Source organism: Nocardia sp. NRRL WC-3656, assembly GCF_000720265.1.
In the GTDB taxonomy this organism is placed as follows: Bacteria; Actinomycetota; Actinomycetes; order Mycobacteriales; family Mycobacteriaceae; genus Nocardia; species Nocardia nova.
Genome location: NZ_JOJF01000029.1, coordinates 50,077 through 65,992, shown reverse-complemented (window position 1 = coordinate 65,992; position 15,916 = coordinate 50,077). Strand labels below are relative to the sequence as shown.

Sequence of the window (15,916 nt, the reverse complement as noted above, 5' to 3'; positions counted from 1 at the left end):
GGATCGTCCGTTGTGGTTGGGATCGTTGAAGTCGAATATCGGCCACGCCCAGGCCGCTGCCGGTGTCGGTGGTGTGATCAAGATGGTCATGGCCATGCGGCACGGGGAACTGCCGCGGACACTGCACGTCGATGCGCCCAGTACCAAGGTCGATTGGTCCGAGGGCAATATCCGGTTGTTGACCGAGCCGGTGGCGTGGCCGGAGGTGGACCGTCCGCGCCGGGTCGGTGTGTCCTCGTTCGGTATCAGCGGCACCAACGCGCACGTCATCCTCGAGCAGGCCCCGGCAGCCGAAACCGCGCCGGCGGTGACAACCGTCCCGGCGGTCCTGCCGTGGACGCTGTCGGCGCGCGGCAACGACGCACTGGCCGGACAAGCGGCCAGGCTGGCTTCGCATGTGGACGCCCACGATCCGGATGCCGTCGATGTCGGCTTCTCGCTGGCCTCCACGCGGGCGGTGTTCGAGCATCGGGCCGTGGTCGTGGGCCGGGATCGTGATGATCTGCTCGCGGGCGTCCGGGCGCTGGCAGCGGGCGACACCGTGCCCGGTGTCGTCTCCGGTCGCGTGCTACCCGGTTCGACGGGTGTGGTGTTCTCGGGGCAGGGGGCGCAGTGGGCCGGTATGACGGCCGAACTCCGCACCGCGTATCCGGTATTCGCCGAACATTTCGATGCGATTGCCGGCATGCTGGATCCACTTCTGGAACAAGATGTTTCGCTGAACGACGCGTTGGCGGACGACGGCCTGGTCGATCGCACCGTGTTCGCGCAGGCCGGTTTGTTCGCGTTCGAGGTGGCGCTGTACAGGCTGCTCGAATCCTGGGGATTCGGCGCGGATGTGGTGGCGGGTCATTCGATCGGTGAGGTCGCCGCCGCACATGTGGCCGGGGTGTTGTCACTCCGGGACGCGTGTGTGCTGGTGGCGGCGCGCGGGCGACTGATGCAGGCACTGCCCGCGGGCGGAGCGATGATCGCCGTCGAGGCATCCGAGGCCGACGTCTCGGCCCTGCTGACCGGCGATGTCGCCATCGCCGCGGTGAACGGCCCGTCCTCGGTGGTCCTGTCCGGTGTCGACGCCGATGTGACGGCTGTTGCCGGAAGGTGCACTGAAAGAGGCTGGCGCACACATCGTTTGCGGGTGTCGCATGCGTTCCACTCGGCGCTGATGGAGCCGATGCTGGCCGAATTCGCCTCGGCGATCGAGGCTTTGACGTTCGGGCGTCCGAATGTGGCGCTGGTGTCCACCGCCACCGGCGCCAGGGTGACCGACGAGATGTCGGATCCGGCCTATTGGGTGCGGCAGGTTCGGGACGCGGTGCGATTCGCCGACGCGGTCCTCGCCATGGCGGAACTGGGCGTGGCACGATTCGCCGAAGTCGGGCCCGATGCGGTGTTGACGCCCATGATCGCTCGATCCCGCGACACGGCCACCGCGATCGCGCTCACCAAGCGCCACCACGCGGACCCCGCGACCGTACTCACCGGGCTCGCCCACCTGTATGTCGCTGGTGCGACGGTGGATTGGACCCGCTACTACGCCGGCACCGGCGGCAGGCGGACGGATCTGCCGACCTACCCCTTCCAGCACCGCCGCTTCTGGGCCACGGGCCGGCTGCATTCCGGTGAGCCGTCGGCGCTCGGCCTGCGGTCCACCGAACACCCCATGCTGGGCGCGCTGGTGGCGCAGCCCGAAGGCGGCGGCGTCCGCCTCACCGGGCGACTGTCCACGGCCACGCATCCGTGGCTGGCCGATCACGACGTACTCGGCGTAGTCCTGCTGCCCGGAACCGGTTTCGTCGAGTTGGCCGTCCACGCCGGAGAGCAGGTCGGCTGTCCGGAACTCGCGGACCTCACACTGCGGGCGCCGCTGACGTTCAGCGGACCCGGCGGCGTGCAGATCCAGGTGGTCGTGGGTGACGGCGACGAGGCCGGTCATCGGCCCGTCGACATCTACTCACGCCGGGACGAAGACGATCCGGCAGTCCCGTGGACCCATCACGCGCAGGGCCGGCTGAGCCCGAGCGGGGATACCGGCGAACCGGCGCACTGGGCCGATTTCGTGCAGTGGCCACCGTCCGGCGCCACGGAGGTCGCGGTGGACGGCGCGTACGACGAACTCGCCGACCACGGCTACCACTACGGTCCGGCCTTCCGCGGTCTCGTGGCCGTCTGGCGGCGCGGTGACGAACTCTTCGCCGAGGTCGCGCTGCCGGAACAGACCACCGCACACGGTTACGGCATGCATCCGGCGCTGCTCGACGCGGCCCTGCACGCGCTCACCGTCGGCGCTCCGCGCGAGCAGGCCGAGCCGCAGACCCTGGTTCCGTTCACCTGGTCGTCGGTGCGTCTGTACGCCGACGGCGCCCGCCGGGTGCGGGTGCGGCTGACCGGACGCGACGAGGCGGTCACGGTGCAGATCGCCGATTCCGGTGGCGCGCCGCTGCTTTCGGTACGATCGCTCGCCTTGCGGCCGATCTCACCCGACGTGCTCGCGGCCTCGTCTCGTCCCGCATACGACGCACTGTACGAACTCGCGTGGCGACCTGGTCCGCAGCCGCGCCGCACGGCGGATATCTCGTGGGCCGAGTGGGGTACGGCGGAATCGGCTTCGGTCCTCGTCTACCGCCCTCCGGTCGAGGAGATCGCGGTGCCGGCGCGGCTGCGCTCGGCGCTGCACGCCACACTCGGTGTCGTTCAGCGGTTCCTGCGCGACGAACGCTGTGCCGCGAGCACTCTCGCGGTGATCACCGACTCCACCGGCGATCCGGCCACCGCCGCGGTGTGGGGCCTGGTGCGCGCGGCGCAAGCGGAGAACCCCGGGCGAATCGTGCTCATCGAGGCCGACGAGGCCGTCGCGATGCACGACCTCGTGGCCGCCGCGGCGACGGGTGAGCCGGAACTGGCCGTCGACGGGGCCGGCACGCGGGTGCCGCGACTCGTCCGGGCCGCGTCTGCCGAGGCGACGCTGCCCACCGCGTGGGATCCCGAACGGACCGTCCTGATCACCGGTGGAACCGGTGGGATCGGGCGCCACCTCGCCCGGCACCTGGTGCGCGAGCACGGGGTGCGGCACCTGGTGCTGGCCGGTCGGCGCGGACCGGACGCCGCCGCGGATCTGGTCGCCGAACTCGGCGCTCTCGGCGCTCGGGTTCGGGTCGCGGCCTGCGACGTCACCGACCGCGACGCGGTGCGGCAGCTGCTCGGATCGATCCCCGCCGAGCATCCGCTGGGCGCGATCGTGCACGCGGCCGGGGTCGCCGACAACGGCCTGGTCGATGCCTTGACCCCGGATCGGATCGACCACTGCCTGAGCGCCAAGGCCGACGCCGCCTGGTACCTGCACGAGCTCACCCGCGAGGCCGGACTGTCCGCATTCGTCCTGATCTCCTCGGTAGCGGGGTCGATCCTGCCCGCCGGCCAGGCTGGGTACGCGGCGGCCAATCTGTTCCTCGACGCGCTCGCGACGCATCGCCACGCCGAAGGCTTGCCGGCGACGTCACTCGCCTACGGCATGTGGGATATCGACACCGGATTGTCGAGATGGCTCGGCGAGGCCGACCGGCAGCGGATGCGGCGTCAAGGCTTTTCACCGCTGCCCGCCGGCACCGCACTCGAATTGTTCGATGCGGCAGTGTCTTCCGGTCGTCCGGTGCAGGTGCCGGTCGCGATCGACCACGCCGTACTCCGTGCCCGCGATGCGGTCCCGGCCCTCCTCGGTGCTCTGGCCGCGAAGACGGGACGCCGGCAGCGCGCCACGACGCCGGACGCCGCGGCACTGCGCAACCATCTGGCGCAATTGCCGGAGGCCGAACAGGAACGGTGGCTGCTGACGCACATCCTCGAGCACGCCGCCCGGCTGCTCGGGCACGGCAGCACCGAGGCGCTCGACCCGGAGCGAGATTTCCTCGAATCGGGCTTCGACTCGCTGGCCGCCATGGAGTTGCGCGGCGCCCTCAACGCATCCACCGGACTGACGCTGTCCACGGCGGCGATCTTCGACCACAAGACGCCCGCGGTACTGGCCCGGCATCTTCGCGAGGAGCTCGGCGCCGCGCCACAACAGGCCAACGGTCAAGCGGTCCAGGATGATTCGCTGTACGGGATGTTTCGCGGCGCGGTCACGAACGGTCAGGCCGGTAAGGGCTTCGCCCTGCTGCGAGCGGTGGCGGAACTGCGGGACCAGTTCACCGCGGACGAGCAACCGGATCAGTTGCCGGCACCCGCGCGCCTGGCCGCGGGCTCGGCCCTGCCGCGGATCATCTGCCTCAATCCGCCGCTGGCCACCGGCGGTGCGCACCAGTACGCCCGGATCGCGTCGCAGCTGCGCACCGGCCGCGATGTCCTGGCGCTGCCGCTGGTCGGTTTCGGTGCGGGCGAGCCGCTACCGGCGACGCCGGTAGCCGCGCTGGCGGCGCTGGCACGCGGCGTGCTCGAGGCCGCGCAGGGTGAGCCGTTCGTCCTGCTCGGGCACTCCTCGGGGGGTCTGCTGGCCTACCTCGTCACCGAGTATCTGGAGGTGGCCGGCGGTCCGGCTCCCGCCGGCGTGGTCATGCTGGACACCTATCCGGCGCACGCGGGTGCGGAATGGCTGCTGCGAGAGATGGCCGAACACATGGTGTCCCACGAGGCCACGTTCGGTCGTTTCGATCAGGCCCGGCTCACCGGAATGGGCCGGTACGTGCAGTTCCTGCACGAGCTGGTGCCGGGTTCGGTCGACACGCCGACGCTGTTCGTCCAGTGTGCGCGATCGTTCCTGGACGGCTCCTCGGAACGTGCGGACTGGCAGACCCGGCCGTGGGACGCGGCGCATTCCGTCGTGCCGGTGGCGGCCGATCACTTCACGATCCTGGAGGACGGCGCGGCGGAGGTCGCCGCCGCGATCGAGGACTGGCTCGCGCACTGAGGGCGGCGACCGGGTGGGCGGATACGCCCGCCCGGTCGTTCCCGGCTAACTCGACAGCGCCCGCGAACTGTGATCGGAAATCAACCGCGCGACCGCATCGCCATTGGCGTCGAGAAAGAAATGGCCGCCGGGAAACGTTCGGGCGGAGAAACTTCCGGTGGTGTGCGAGCGCCAGACCTCGAGATCGGCGAGACTCGCATCGGCGTCGCGATCACCGGCCAGTGCGACGATGGGACATGCGACGGTCGCCCCTGGGACGCACGCGTAGGTTTCGATGGCCCGGTAGTCGTTTCGGGTGACGGTCAGGATCATGTCGCGCATTTCCGGATCCTCGAGCAGGGCCGCCGGCGTGCCGCCGTAGTTCAGGAGATGATCGGCCAGTTCACGATCGCTCAGCGCGTGCATCACCTCGGTGCCCTGTTGTGACGGAGCGCGACGTCCCGAGGCGAACAGCACCGCCGGGAGCGCGTCGGTTTCGCGTTCGAGGCGCCGGCAGGTTTCGAATGCCACCGCGGATCCCATGCTGTGGCCGAACAGGGAAAAACTCGAGGCGTCGGCGAGTGTCTCGGTCAATTCGGTGAACAGCCCGTCGACGAGCCCGGAAATGGTGTCGACGAGGGGTTCGCGCCGTCGGTCCTGCCGCCCGGGGTACTGCACGGCGAGGACGTCGTATTCCGACCCCAGGCGTTTGGCCAGCGGCCCGTACGAGATGGCGGATCCGCCGGCATGAGGAAAGCAGACCACCGTATGCGATCCGTTCTCCGGAGCGGGGGACAGACGACGCAGCCAGCTATTACCCACGGGCCGAAAGCCTACACCGACTGCTTCGCCTCCGAATTCACCGCGCTCGCAACGGTTTCGCCTGGGAGGTGCCGTGACGTCACGCCAGCGAGAGGAACAGCTTCTCCATCTTCTTCATGTCGGCGCCGTCCGGGCTGCCGTTGGTCAGGCAGTGCTGGAGACCGGTCGCCACCAAGGCGTAACCGCTGCGGCTCAGCGCTTTGTTGACCGCAGCGAGCTGAGTGAGCACATCCTCGCACTCCGCACCGTCTTCCATCATGCGGATGACGGTCGCCAGGTGGCCGTGTGCACGCTTCATGCGAGTGATCACGGCCTTCACCTCGTCCGGTTCGAATTGCATCTGTTCCTCCAGCGTCTCGCCCGGCCCGTCGCGGACCGTACCCGTGAATCATATCCCCCCGGGGGGATGCTATGGTTGTCTCATATCCCCCCGGGGGGATAGCCCGTACGTGGTTCTCCCCGCCCCACCCGCGACGGACCACAGCTGATGAAAGGAATGCCGGATGTCTGTACTCAGTGAGCGCCCGTCCCGCCACGGTGCCGCCGTGCTCCAAGAGCTCTCGCCGCAGCATCGCGCGTTACGTCACGCGATCCCCGAGGTGTACAAGGGTTTCGGCGAACTCAGCAAAGCCGCGTTCGCACCGGGAGCCATCGATCGCAAGACGAAGGAACTGATCGCGCTCGCCATCGGCGTGGTCGAGGGCTGTGACGGTTGCATCGCCTCGCACGGGCAAGCGGCCGCGCGCGCCGGGGCCACGCGCCAGGAGGCCGCGGAGGCCATCGGCGTTACCTTCCTCATGCACGGCGGCCCGGCAACGATCTACGGTGCTCGCGCTTACGAAGCGTTCTGCGAGTTCGCCGATGCCGTCGATGCCGGCGACGGCCCGGCGTGATCACGAACGGAAAAGGTCCTCGGCATGTGTAGTCCCGTTCGATGCAGGGTGTGCGGCAAGACGACGTGGTCCGGTTGCGGTCGGCACGTCGATCGGGTCCGGGCCGCCGTTCCGGCCGACCAATGGTGCGCCGGCCATCCGGCATCCGCCCAGGACGGCTCGTCGCGTCGGCTGTTTCGCAAGTGGGCAGGCCGCTGAAGCGGCTCACGCGTAGCTTCCGACCTCTGTCACCAGCCGTTTTGGTGTTTCCCGTGCGGTTGCGTAGTGTTGTCCCTACCCGACGCGGGGTGGAGCAGCTCGGTAGCTCGCTGGGCTCATAACCCAGAGGTCGCAGGTTCAAATCCTGTCCCCGCTACTACAGAGGGCGGTCCTGACCAGAGGTTCAGGGCCGCCCTCGACTCTTGCCGAGGTTCTCGGCATCGAATTCCACATCACGCGGAACCACGATGAACGTGGCATGAGCCGGCCCCGGGCGTGGCACACCCACGAACTCGAGGTCTGTCCGGGCTTCCGATCAGCTCAGCGATGTGGGCCGGGTGGGCTCGAAGTAGCGGGTGGCTAGGGTGGCAAGAATTCGCTGGTAGGACGAGCCGATGATGCGGACGAGGAGGTCGCTCAGGTGGGCGTCGGCGCCGACGAGGATCTTGGCCTTGCCCTTGGCCGTTCCGTCCAGGATGACGCAAGCCGCCTTCTCGGGGGTGGTGCGAGCGAGGCGGTCGAACAGCTGGACGAGGTGCTGCAGTTCCTCGGGGTTGGTGCCGGTGGCCTTCGTCGCGATGGCGGTGCGAACGCCGCCGGGGTGCACGCTGGACACGGTGACCGGATGTCCGGCGGTGAGCATTTCCTGGCGTAGCGATTCGGTGAAACCTCGAACGGCGAATTTGGCCGCGTTGTAGGCACTTTGAGTGGGAACGGCGAACAGGCCGAAGACGCTCGAGGTGTTGGCGATGCGGCCGTCGCCGGAGGCGATCAGGTGTGGCAGGAACGCCTTGGTGCCGTGCACGACACCCCAGTAGTCGACATCGAGGACGCGGGACAGATCTTTGATGTCGCTGTTCTCGACGGTACCGACGAAACCGATTCCGGCGTTGTTGAATACGTCGTGCACGGCCCCGAACCGCGCGAGGACGGTCTCGGCAAACCGCAGCATCTGTTCGTATTCGGCGACGTCGAGGACGGCTGTCTCCACTTGGGCGTTGTAGGCGAAGCATTGGGCAGCGGTTTCGGCGAGTTCTTCGGCGTCGAGGTCGCACAATGCCAGGTGTGCGCCGCGGCGGGCGAGTTCGATTGCGAGGCTGCGACCCATTCCTGATGCGGCGCCGGTGACGACGGCGACGCGGCCGCGGTAAGGCTCGGACATGATTCTCCGGTAAGAGTTTCGGTGGTGGGTACGAGGCGATTGCAGGTGGTCGGTGCGGCATCGGGGTCCGCACCGACCGCGAAAATCAACTGTCGATGCGGTTCAGGTAGGCGCGGCGCCGCTGCTGGTCGTACCGGCCGGGTTCGCGACCGACGAATCGGCGCTTGACCGCGCGCAGAGCCGTCTCGGGAATACCTTGTTCGACGGTGCCCATCGGAGCGAGCCATCGTGGGATGGTCACTTCGGCACGCCGGTGGCGAACGGTATCGGCGATCGCCTCGCCCACTTCCGCGGGGTGCAAGGTGGGTTGCAGTTTCAGGTTCACCCCCGATGTCAGTTCGGTGTGCACGGCGGCGGGCATCACGGTGGTGACGGTGACGCCGGTGCCGTCGAGTTCGGCGCGGACCGCGCGGGACAGCGCGCCGACGGCGAATTTCGAGGCGCAGTAGACCGCCGCGCCCGGGGTAGTGACCTTGGCGGCCATGGACGCGACATTGACGATGTGGCCGCGTCCGCGCGCGACCATTCCCGGCAAAGCCAGACTCATGCCATTGATCACCCCGCCGACATTGATGGCGATCTCGCGGTGGTGCCCGGCCAGGTCCAGCTCGAGGAAGGGTGCCAGGCGCATGATGCCCGCGTTGTTGACCAGTACGTCGACGGGACCGGTCTCGGTGGCGGCGTTCAAGAATTCGGCGAAGCTGCCCGGATCGGTGACGTCGAGTTGGGCGGCGTGTCCGCCGATCTCGGCGGCGGTCGCCTCGGCCACGGGAAGGTCGATATCGCCGATCCAGACCTGGGCGCCGCGCGCGGCGAGCGCGATGGCGGTGGCGCGGCCGATTCCGCGTGCCCCGCCGGTGACGCAGGCGACCGTCCCGTCCAATCGCATCATCGGTTCGTCTCCCGCAGCGGTGCGCGCAGCGCGAAGTAACCGATGACCCGGATCTCGCCGGTTCGCGAACCCATCAGCGCGCGGCCCAGATACACCCCGGGCACCAGTTCGACGAGTTCATCGCGAACTCGTTCGATGGGCACGATCCTCGAACGGGGGTTGCCGAGCGCTGGATCGGTGTAGGTGACCGCCGCGACCTGAACGAACGGTGCGAGCGACGCACGTTCTACGCGATAGCCGAAGCGAAACCCTGGTAGACCGCACTCGTCCGGACCCAGCCGCTGTACCGCGGCACCGCGGCCCGTAACGCGAGGTAGGCGATGCGGTTGAGGCGGTTGTACCCGGTCGCGGTGGCGGCGTCGAAACTCTTGCCCACCCACCCGGGTTCGACGGCGACTACCGGATTGAGCAGAGCCGCTTCCGGAATCCCGAACAACTTGCCCGCGATCATCCCCTCGTAGTCGCCGTCCAACTGTGGGGCCGTGCCTTGGGCGAACAGAGCCGCCAACAGCTCACGGTCGTCGGTCTCGGCCGCCCCTCGTAGATAGTCCCAGCACGCCGCGCCGGCGCGTGCCGGTGCCGAACCGGCCAGCTCACGCAGCTCCCCGAGCAGCGAGGTGGGTTGTTTGCGCGCAGCGTCGGAGCTGCGGCGGGATGAGGTTCCAGTAGTCATCGAGATTCCTTTCTGAAAGTGTCAGGCCGCTGCCGAGGAGGCTGCGGTCCGGACGTGCTCGCGGATGAAGCGGGCGATTTCCGCGGTGAGTTGCCTGCTTTCGGGCAGGTACGGGAACACCACCGGGAAGGCGTGGATCTGGCCGTACCAGATGTGCAGCTCGCACGGCACACCTGCCGCGTCGAGGCCGGCGGCCATGACTTCGGAATCCAGGCGCAGGAACTCGTCGTCGCAGGCGGCCAGCAGGGTCGGGGGCAGGACGCGGAGGTCGCCGTTGACCGGCGACAGCGCTGTATCGATGCGGCCGTCGCGGGCACATCCGAGCTCGGCGATGCGCGTGAATGCCGCGGTTGGCAGATATGCCTCGGTCATCGCATTGTGGTGTGCGAGTTTGGCGGTGAGGTCGAGGTCGAGCCACGGGCTCAGCGCGACCACCGCCGCCGGGGCCGGCAATTGCTCACCGGCGACACCGAGCGCGGTGCTCAGCGCGAGGAATCCGCCGGCCGAATCCCCGGCGAAGACGACCGATTCGCTACCGACGCCGTGGTCGAGGAGCCATCGGTAGGCGGCCAGGCAGTCGCGCACCGACTCCGGAACCGTGGCCTCGGGCAGATAGCGGTAGCGCACCTGCACGACCGGCAACCCGGTGGCTCGCGACAGTTCAGCGACCAGGCGACGGTGGGTGTGCAAGCCTCCGGCGACGAAACCGCCCCCGTGAAAATACAGCACCACGCCCGCGCCGAACCCGTCCGGAGTCCCGGCTGCGCGCACGATCTCGCAGCGCACCGTCTTCGTTGTCACCGCCTCGACCCGCACGGCGGTGCGGACCGGCAGTGTTCGGGATCCGAGGTCGACCAGCCCGCCGACGCGTATCGCGAGTGGAGAGATCGGAATCCGGCGCAGTACCGGTCGTACCAGCTCGCGCACCGCGGCAGTGGCCAGTTGCGAGCGCACGCTGGGGTGGCGCGAGCGGGCACCGAAATGGTGACGTCGCGTGAGTGGCATGGCAGCACCTCTCTGAGAAGTCCGTTCCGGGCAGCGGACAAGCAACTTGAAACGAGCGTTTCATGTTGAAACGTGTGATGTCAATACCTGCCCGGCTGCCCGCGACCCGGCGCGGTGGGAGGATCGGCTGATGAGCTCTCCGAAGCTGTGGCGTGGGCAGACCCTGAAGGATCGCTCGCTGGACCGGCGCGAACAGATGCTGGACGTGGGTGAGGAACTGCTCGGCACCGGCGGGGTATCGGCGGTGACGACCCGCGCGGTGATGCGGCAGACCAATCTCAGTCCGCGCTACTTCTACGAAACCTTCGACAGCCGTGAAGATCTCATCATCGCGGTGTACGACAGGGTCGAATCCCGGCTGTTCGAACGGATGCGTGGCGTCCGCACCGCCGACGGGCTGCGCGCGGCGATCCGTGAGATCTTCGAGATCTGCGCGCAATACTTCGAGGAGGATCCCGGCCGTGCGCGCATCCTGCTGCGCGAACCGCTCGCCGACGACACCTTGCGCCGGCACAGTGCCGACCGCGCTCCGACATTTCTGCGAATGCTCATTCCGGTTCTCGGCGCCGAAGCCGGTGCGATCGTCCCTGCCGACGAGGAAGCGATCGCGATCGCGGCCACGGCCCTGAGCGGCAGCCTCGTGTCGTTGTATCTCGAATGGGTCGACGGGCGGCTGCCGGTCAGTCGGGAACGGCTCGCCACCGCTGCGGTGGCAACGGTATTCGCCCAGCTCGAGGCGGTGCGGCAACACGACTGAGGCGATGGGGCTTGACAATGCGCGGCAGTAAGTTGAAACATGCGTTTCAAGATGAAGCGCGTGTTACCGCTTACTGCTTCCCGGAAGGGCTCCTCGACCATGACCGTCGTCCCCATTGCAACGCAGCACCGCGACAAGCGCACTCCGCCGGACCGGCATATCGTGATCGTCGGTGCCGGAATAGCCGGCATCGGAATGGCGATCACCCTGCGCCGCAATGGAATCGACAACTTCACCGTGCTCGAGCGGGCCGGTGATATCGGCGGTGTCTGGCGCGACAACGTCTATCCCGGAGTCGGTGCCGATGTGCCGTCCTTCAGCTACCAGTTCTCGTTCGAGAAGAACCCCGGCTGGTCGCGACTGTTTCCGAAGGGCGAGGAGATCAAGCGCTACCTCGACCGCTGCGTCGAGAAATACGACATCGCGCGGCACATCGAACTCGGCACAGAAGTGCTCGAACGTCGTTGGTCCGAAGGTGAGCGCGTCTGGTATGTGCACACCAACCACGGCGAGTTCACCAGCCGCTATGTCATCAGTGCTCTCGGTCCTTTCGTCAATCCTCGCACTCCCTCCATTCCGGGGCTCGAGGATTTCACCGGCATCGTCATGCGATCTCAGCAGTGGGATCACCGCCAGGACCTGACGGCTCGACGAGTCGCGGTCATCGGCACCGGCGCCAGCGCGGTACAACTGGTCCCGAAAGTCGCCGAAACTGCGGCACACCTCACCGTCTTCCAGCGTCGCCCCATCCACGTACTGCCCAAACTCGACATCCCCGTCCCCGGCCCGCTGCAGCGCGTGATCGCCGCCGTCCCCGGTAGCCAGGACGCACTGCGACTCGCCTTCACGGCCCAGGTCGAGGTGCTGCTCGTCGCGGTCGCGGCCTACGGAAAATCGGTCGCACCGCTGGCGCGTGGGCTCTCCGCCGCGAGCCGGGCGCTGCTGTTCGCTCAGGTCCGCGATCCCGGACTGAGGGAAAAGCTCACGCCCGACTACGATTTCGGCTGCAAACGCCCCAGTGTGTCCAACGCCTGGTACCGCACGTTCACCCGTGACAACGTCAGTCTCGTCACCGAGCCCATCGATCACGTAACCTCGACCGGCGTCCGCACCGTCGACGGCGCCGAGCACCCTGTCGACGTCCTCGTCCTGGCTACGGGCTTCCACTTCGCTCACGAACCGATCAACTACCGGATCTCCCCGGTGCAGACCAGCGATGGATTCGACCTCGCGGACTTCTTCGAAACCGAAGCCCTGCAGTCCTACGAAGGCGTCAGTCTCCCCCAACTGCCCAATGCCTTCTCGCTGTTCGGTCCCTATTCCTGGTCGGGCGGCTCGTATCACGTCATGGTCGAGACGCAGGCCAATCACATCATCCGGGTACTGCGCGAAGCCGAGCGCCGCGGCGCCGATCGGGTAGCCGTGCGGCCCGAGGCCAACGCCCGCTTCCTGGAGTTCGTTCGCGCGCGCGCCGACAATTCGCTGCTCGCGATCAGCAACTGCGCATCAGCCAACAGCTACTACTTCGACCATCACGGCGACTTCAGCTCCTTGCGTCCCACTAGTGGACTGCAAGCCTGGTGGACCAGCCGCACCTTCCCCCTCGACGATTACGCCTACAACTAGGAATCCCGCCTTGCGCAGGCTCGAAAGATACTCCCAGTGTCATGAGATCGAATTCGGCCATCCCGACGCGTGTTGATTCGGCGCCACAATTCGAGCGTTGCGGCCGCCGGCCGCACTAGCCGCCGACCGGAGTTTCCGACGGAACACCGGGCGTCACGGGTGCGCCGAACCAGAGCTGCAGTGCGGCGCGCAGGCCGGACTCCGCGGTGTCCGCGGGTTCACCGACGGTCGCGGCCCAGGCTATGTGCGCATCCGGGCGGATGAGGAGGGCGTCGGCGGTCCGATCGGCGGTCTCGGCGGTGCGAATCTCGATGCGGTGTCCCCATTCTCGTGCCGCCGCGCGCAGCTCCGGCCGTCCGGCGAGATCGAGCAGGACGGGCCGTGCGTCGTGCAGCAGCGCCGCGACGTCGGTGCTGCCCTCGCCGGTGCGCAGGGCCAGGTTGGGGGCGAAGGTGCCGGTCGCGGCGTGGCCGTTCGGGTTCGGCAGCTCATAGCGGATATCGGCGCCGGCGATGAGGGCGCCCATGCGCCGCAGGGGCTGATCGTCGGTGAGGAGCTCCTGAAAGACCGCCCGCAGCGCCTCGGCCGCCGGGTCGTGCCCACGCCGCAGCGCCACCTGCGCACGGGTGTGCAGCATGGTGCGCGCCGCCGCGAAATAGCGTTCGTCGTGGTAGCTGTCCAGCAGTCCGTCCGGCGCCCAGCCCTGGACTTCGGCGGCCAGCTTCCACGCCAGGTTGACCGCGTCCAGCATGCCGGCGTTGAGGGCCACGCCCGTGGCCGGGAACAGATGGGCCGCATCGCCGGCCAGCAGGATCCGGCCCTCGCGACAGCGTTCGGCCTGCCGGGCCTTGAAGGTGAAACGTGACAGCCGATGCGTCTGTGCCACAGGGAGTTCCGCGCCGAGCACGCGGCGGACGCTGTCCTGCAGTTCGGTGACGGTCAGCGGTACGTCGTCGTCGTATTCGATGGACTCGTCCTCGATCGTGTAGACCGACAACACCTCCGACGTGGGCGAGACGCCCATCCCGAACAGCCCGCGGTCGGTCCGCGTGAAACCCGCCCTGATGGTTCCGAAACCGTCGACGTCGAGGTCGCCGTTGTCGTGCCGGGTCACCGAATCGGGCACCGTGATCTGGGCCAGCCGGTTGACCTCCGGATAGACGGTGCCGGGGAACGGAATTGCGGCCAGGTCGCGAATCCGGCTGCGGGCGCCGTCGCAGCCCACGAGGTAGCGGGCGGTGACCCGATAGGTGCCGTCCGGGCCCCGCACGTGGGCGGTGACCGCGTCGGTGCCCTGCGTCACGTCCAGCACCTGATGTCCGCGGCGGATATCGACGCCGAGTTCATCGGCGCGTTCGCCGAGCACCCGCTCGAGCTGCTGTTGCGGCAGCGGCAAGGCGTGCATCGGCGACTCGGCGAGCCCGGTGAGGTCCACATGGACACCGCCGAACGGGAACCGCGGAGCCGGTATCGGATCGGTGCAGGCCGCTTCGAACCGGTCCAGCAGGCCCCGGTAGCGCAACAACTCGAGAATCTGCCCGCCGAGCCCACCGGCCTTCGGAGTGTCACGGGGTCGCGGTTGCCGTTCCAGCACCAGCGGCCGGACTCCGGCCGCCTGCAGTTCGGCGGCCAGCATCAGGCCGGTCGGGCCCGCGCCCACGATGATCACGTCGGTATGCATTCCACTCCTGTTCCGGCCGTTTCCGGCCGGTCGAACGATTCGGACATCCGGCACTGTCGCCCGTTACCGGGCCCCGTGCCTGCCGTGCCGGGGCCACCCGCCCTTGGAATTGGTGACTGTGCGCGGAGGCACGGGACGTGTGACAAAGCGCCGCTGGTCGGCCTGGGCAGGGAAGGTGGTGTGGTGCTTTCGCATATCGTTACCGCCTCAGGTGTAGTACTCTGAACGAAGTGTTTTGAACCGTAGTACTACGAATGGAGTGGTGTCAAGTGGTGCGCACGAATCCGGAACGCCGGCAGGCTCTGCTGGACGCGTCCATCGAGGTCCTGGCCCGGGAGGGGGCGCGCGGGCTGACCTTTCGGGCGGTGGATCAGGAGGCGGGAGTGCCGGCGGGAACGGCGTCCAACTACTTTCCCAACCGGGATGCGCTGCTGGTTCAGGTCGGCCATCGCTATTACGAGCGGCTGATCCCGAGCGAGGAAGCGATGGCGAAATCGCGTGGACCGCAGACCCGCGAGACCATGACCGAACTCATGACCGAGGTGGTCGAGCGGGTATTCCATTTCCGCACCGGATATCTCGCGATCCTAGAACTCCGGTTGGAGGCCACCCGTCGTCCCGAACTGCAGGCGCTGCTGACCGAGCGAGTGCGCGCGGATCTGGACTTCAACATCAGCAACTTCCGGGAGTCGCAGTTGCCCGGCGACGAGGACGCCGTGGTGCTGCTGTACCTCGCGCTGAACTGGCTCATCCTCGAAAGGCTCACGCTCCCGGGCATTTTCGACGAGCAGCGGGCCGCCGAACTGGTCCGCACGATCGTCGAGCGCGCCATCCCCGCCGCCGGTTGATCGGCGGTTTGTCGGGTGAACACCCGACGACAGGGACCCGCCTCGCGCCTAGCGTTCGAAGTACGAACCGATGCACGAATCGAGGTTTCGCGATGTCGAAAGCCGTGATCAGCCTGACTACGGGTCTGGAGGACCCGGAGAAGGTCACCGTTGCGTTCCTGGTGGCGGTCGGCGCCGCCGAAACCGGCCGGGAAACCCTGATGTTCCTGACCAAGGAAGCTGTCCGGCTCGCTCTCGCCGGCACCGCGGTCGGCGTCGCCTGCGATGGGTGTCCGCCGCTACCGGAGCTGTGCAAGCGCTACGAGGCGGCCGGCGGCCGCTATTTCGTCTGCCCGATCTGCTTCGACGCCAAGCAGCTCGACAGCGCGGCCCTGGTCGGCAACGCCGAGTTGCAGGGCACGATCCCGATGTGGCAGTGGATCGGCGACGACCCGGCCACCACCTTCAGCTACTGACGCGCTCCCCGCCGCGGGGGAA

General features: G+C 68.0%; 14 protein-coding genes and 1 tRNA gene. 7 read left to right on the top strand and 8 right to left on the bottom strand.

Annotated features, from left to right (window positions below):
- Window positions 1–10: 10 nt before the first annotated feature.
- Window positions 11–4,903 (top strand): type I polyketide synthase, encoded by a 4,893-nt coding sequence (locus IG65_RS0128270; RefSeq protein WP_081879822.1) that lies wholly within the window; start codon window positions 11–13, stop codon window positions 4,901–4,903.
- A 45-nt stretch (window positions 4,904–4,948) separates the two neighbouring features.
- Here the strand turns inward: IG65_RS0128270 and IG65_RS0128265 are convergent, their stop codons facing one another.
- Together IG65_RS0128265 and IG65_RS0128260 are read right to left on the bottom strand one after the other, a co-directional pair.
- Complete coding sequence (locus IG65_RS0128265; protein ID WP_030517994.1) at window positions 4,949–5,704, bottom strand: thioesterase II family protein; 756 nt, start codon at window positions 5,702–5,704, stop codon at window positions 4,949–4,951.
- Window positions 5,705–5,783: 79 nt separating this feature from the next.
- Complete coding sequence (locus IG65_RS0128260; protein ID WP_030517993.1) at window positions 5,784–6,044, bottom strand: metal-sensitive transcriptional regulator; 261 nt, start codon at window positions 6,042–6,044, stop codon at window positions 5,784–5,786.
- Between the two features lie 163 nt (window positions 6,045–6,207).
- On the opposite strand from IG65_RS0128260, the gene IG65_RS0128255 reads away from it, so the two are divergent.
- A complete protein-coding gene (locus tag IG65_RS0128255; protein WP_030517992.1) occupies window positions 6,208–6,597 on the top strand; it encodes a carboxymuconolactone decarboxylase family protein in 390 nt (129 codons plus the stop codon).
- Window positions 6,598–6,878: 281 nt separating this feature from the next.
- A tRNA-Met gene (locus IG65_RS0128250) sits at window positions 6,879–6,952 on the top strand.
- A 159-nt stretch (window positions 6,953–7,111) separates the two neighbouring features.
- On the opposite strand, the gene IG65_RS0128245 is transcribed toward IG65_RS0128250, so the two are convergent.
- The 5 genes from IG65_RS0128245 to IG65_RS0128230 form a co-directional block, all read right to left on the bottom strand.
- Window positions 7,112–7,957 carry an SDR family oxidoreductase gene (locus IG65_RS0128245; protein WP_030517991.1) on the bottom strand — a complete coding sequence of 282 codons (846 nt, stop codon included), beginning with the start codon at window positions 7,955–7,957 and terminating at the stop codon, window positions 7,112–7,114.
- 85 nt (window positions 7,958–8,042) lie between these two features.
- Window positions 8,043–8,849, bottom strand: a complete 807-nt coding sequence (locus tag IG65_RS0128240; protein ID WP_030517990.1) for an SDR family oxidoreductase — start codon at window positions 8,847–8,849, stop codon at window positions 8,043–8,045.
- Window positions 8,846–8,992, bottom strand: coding sequence for a hypothetical protein (locus IG65_RS38055; protein WP_156055819.1), 147 nt, complete (start codon window positions 8,990–8,992; stop codon window positions 8,846–8,848). Before IG65_RS38055 ends, IG65_RS0128240 begins: the two co-directional genes overlap by 4 nt.
- An 83-nt stretch (window positions 8,993–9,075) precedes the next feature.
- The gene (locus IG65_RS35220) at window positions 9,076–9,522 is read right to left on the bottom strand and encodes a hypothetical protein (protein WP_051757040.1); all 447 of its coding nucleotides are present in this window, start codon (window positions 9,520–9,522) and stop codon (window positions 9,076–9,078) included.
- A 21-nt stretch (window positions 9,523–9,543) separates the two neighbouring features.
- Window positions 9,544–10,527 (bottom strand): alpha/beta hydrolase, encoded by a 984-nt coding sequence (locus IG65_RS0128230; protein WP_063833793.1) that lies wholly within the window; start codon window positions 10,525–10,527, stop codon window positions 9,544–9,546.
- 130 nt (window positions 10,528–10,657) lie between these two features.
- Here IG65_RS0128230 and IG65_RS0128225 point away from each other — a divergent pair, with 130 nt between their 5' ends.
- Window positions 10,658–11,284, top strand: coding sequence for a TetR/AcrR family transcriptional regulator (locus IG65_RS0128225; protein WP_030517988.1), 627 nt, complete (start codon window positions 10,658–10,660; stop codon window positions 11,282–11,284).
- A gap of 99 nt (window positions 11,285–11,383) precedes the next feature.
- Complete coding sequence (locus IG65_RS0128220) at window positions 11,384–12,910, top strand: NAD(P)/FAD-dependent oxidoreductase (RefSeq protein WP_051757036.1); 1,527 nt, start codon at window positions 11,384–11,386, stop codon at window positions 12,908–12,910.
- 115 nt (window positions 12,911–13,025) lie between these two features.
- On the opposite strand, the gene IG65_RS0128215 is transcribed toward IG65_RS0128220, so the two are convergent.
- Window positions 13,026–14,591 (bottom strand): FAD-dependent monooxygenase, encoded by a 1,566-nt coding sequence (locus IG65_RS0128215; RefSeq protein WP_036525929.1) that lies wholly within the window; start codon window positions 14,589–14,591, stop codon window positions 13,026–13,028.
- Between the two features lie 269 nt (window positions 14,592–14,860).
- Here IG65_RS0128215 and IG65_RS0128210 point away from each other — a divergent pair, with 269 nt between their 5' ends.
- Together IG65_RS0128210 and IG65_RS0128205 are read left to right on the top strand one after the other, a co-directional pair.
- Complete coding sequence (locus tag IG65_RS0128210) at window positions 14,861–15,439, top strand: TetR/AcrR family transcriptional regulator (RefSeq protein ID WP_036525928.1); 579 nt, start codon at window positions 14,861–14,863, stop codon at window positions 15,437–15,439.
- Between the two features lie 92 nt (window positions 15,440–15,531).
- Window positions 15,532–15,894 carry a DsrE family protein gene (locus tag IG65_RS0128205; RefSeq protein WP_030517984.1) on the top strand — a complete coding sequence of 121 codons (363 nt, stop codon included), beginning with the start codon at window positions 15,532–15,534 and terminating at the stop codon, window positions 15,892–15,894.
- The last annotated feature ends 22 nt before the right edge of the window (window positions 15,895–15,916 follow it).

Excerpts from the sequence above, each read along its gene's own strand:
- IG65_RS0128255 (WP_030517992.1), top strand. The coding sequence starts at position 6,208 with ATGTCTGTACTCAGTGAGCGCCCGTCCCGCCACGGTGCCGCCGTGCTC.
- IG65_RS35220 (WP_051757040.1), bottom strand. The coding sequence starts at position 9,522 with ATGACTACTGGAACCTCATCCCGCCGCAGCTCCGACGCTGCGCGCAAA.
- IG65_RS0128225 (WP_030517988.1), top strand. The coding sequence starts at position 10,658 with ATGAGCTCTCCGAAGCTGTGGCGTGGGCAGACCCTGAAGGATCGCTCG.
- IG65_RS0128230 (WP_063833793.1), bottom strand. The coding sequence starts at position 10,527 with ATGCCACTCACGCGACGTCACCATTTCGGTGCCCGCTCGCGCCACCCC.
- IG65_RS0128205 (WP_030517984.1), top strand. The coding sequence starts at position 15,532 with ATGTCGAAAGCCGTGATCAGCCTGACTACGGGTCTGGAGGACCCGGAG.
- IG65_RS0128220 (WP_051757036.1), top strand. The coding sequence starts at position 11,384 with ATGACCGTCGTCCCCATTGCAACGCAGCACCGCGACAAGCGCACTCCG.
- IG65_RS0128245 (WP_030517991.1), bottom strand. The coding sequence starts at position 7,957 with ATGTCCGAGCCTTACCGCGGCCGCGTCGCCGTCGTCACCGGCGCCGCA.
- IG65_RS0128240 (WP_030517990.1), bottom strand. The coding sequence starts at position 8,849 with ATGATGCGATTGGACGGGACGGTCGCCTGCGTCACCGGCGGGGCACGC.
- IG65_RS0128260 (WP_030517993.1), bottom strand. The coding sequence starts at position 6,044 with ATGCAATTCGAACCGGACGAGGTGAAGGCCGTGATCACTCGCATGAAG.
- IG65_RS0128215 (WP_036525929.1), bottom strand. The coding sequence starts at position 14,591 with ATGCATACCGACGTGATCATCGTGGGCGCGGGCCCGACCGGCCTGATG.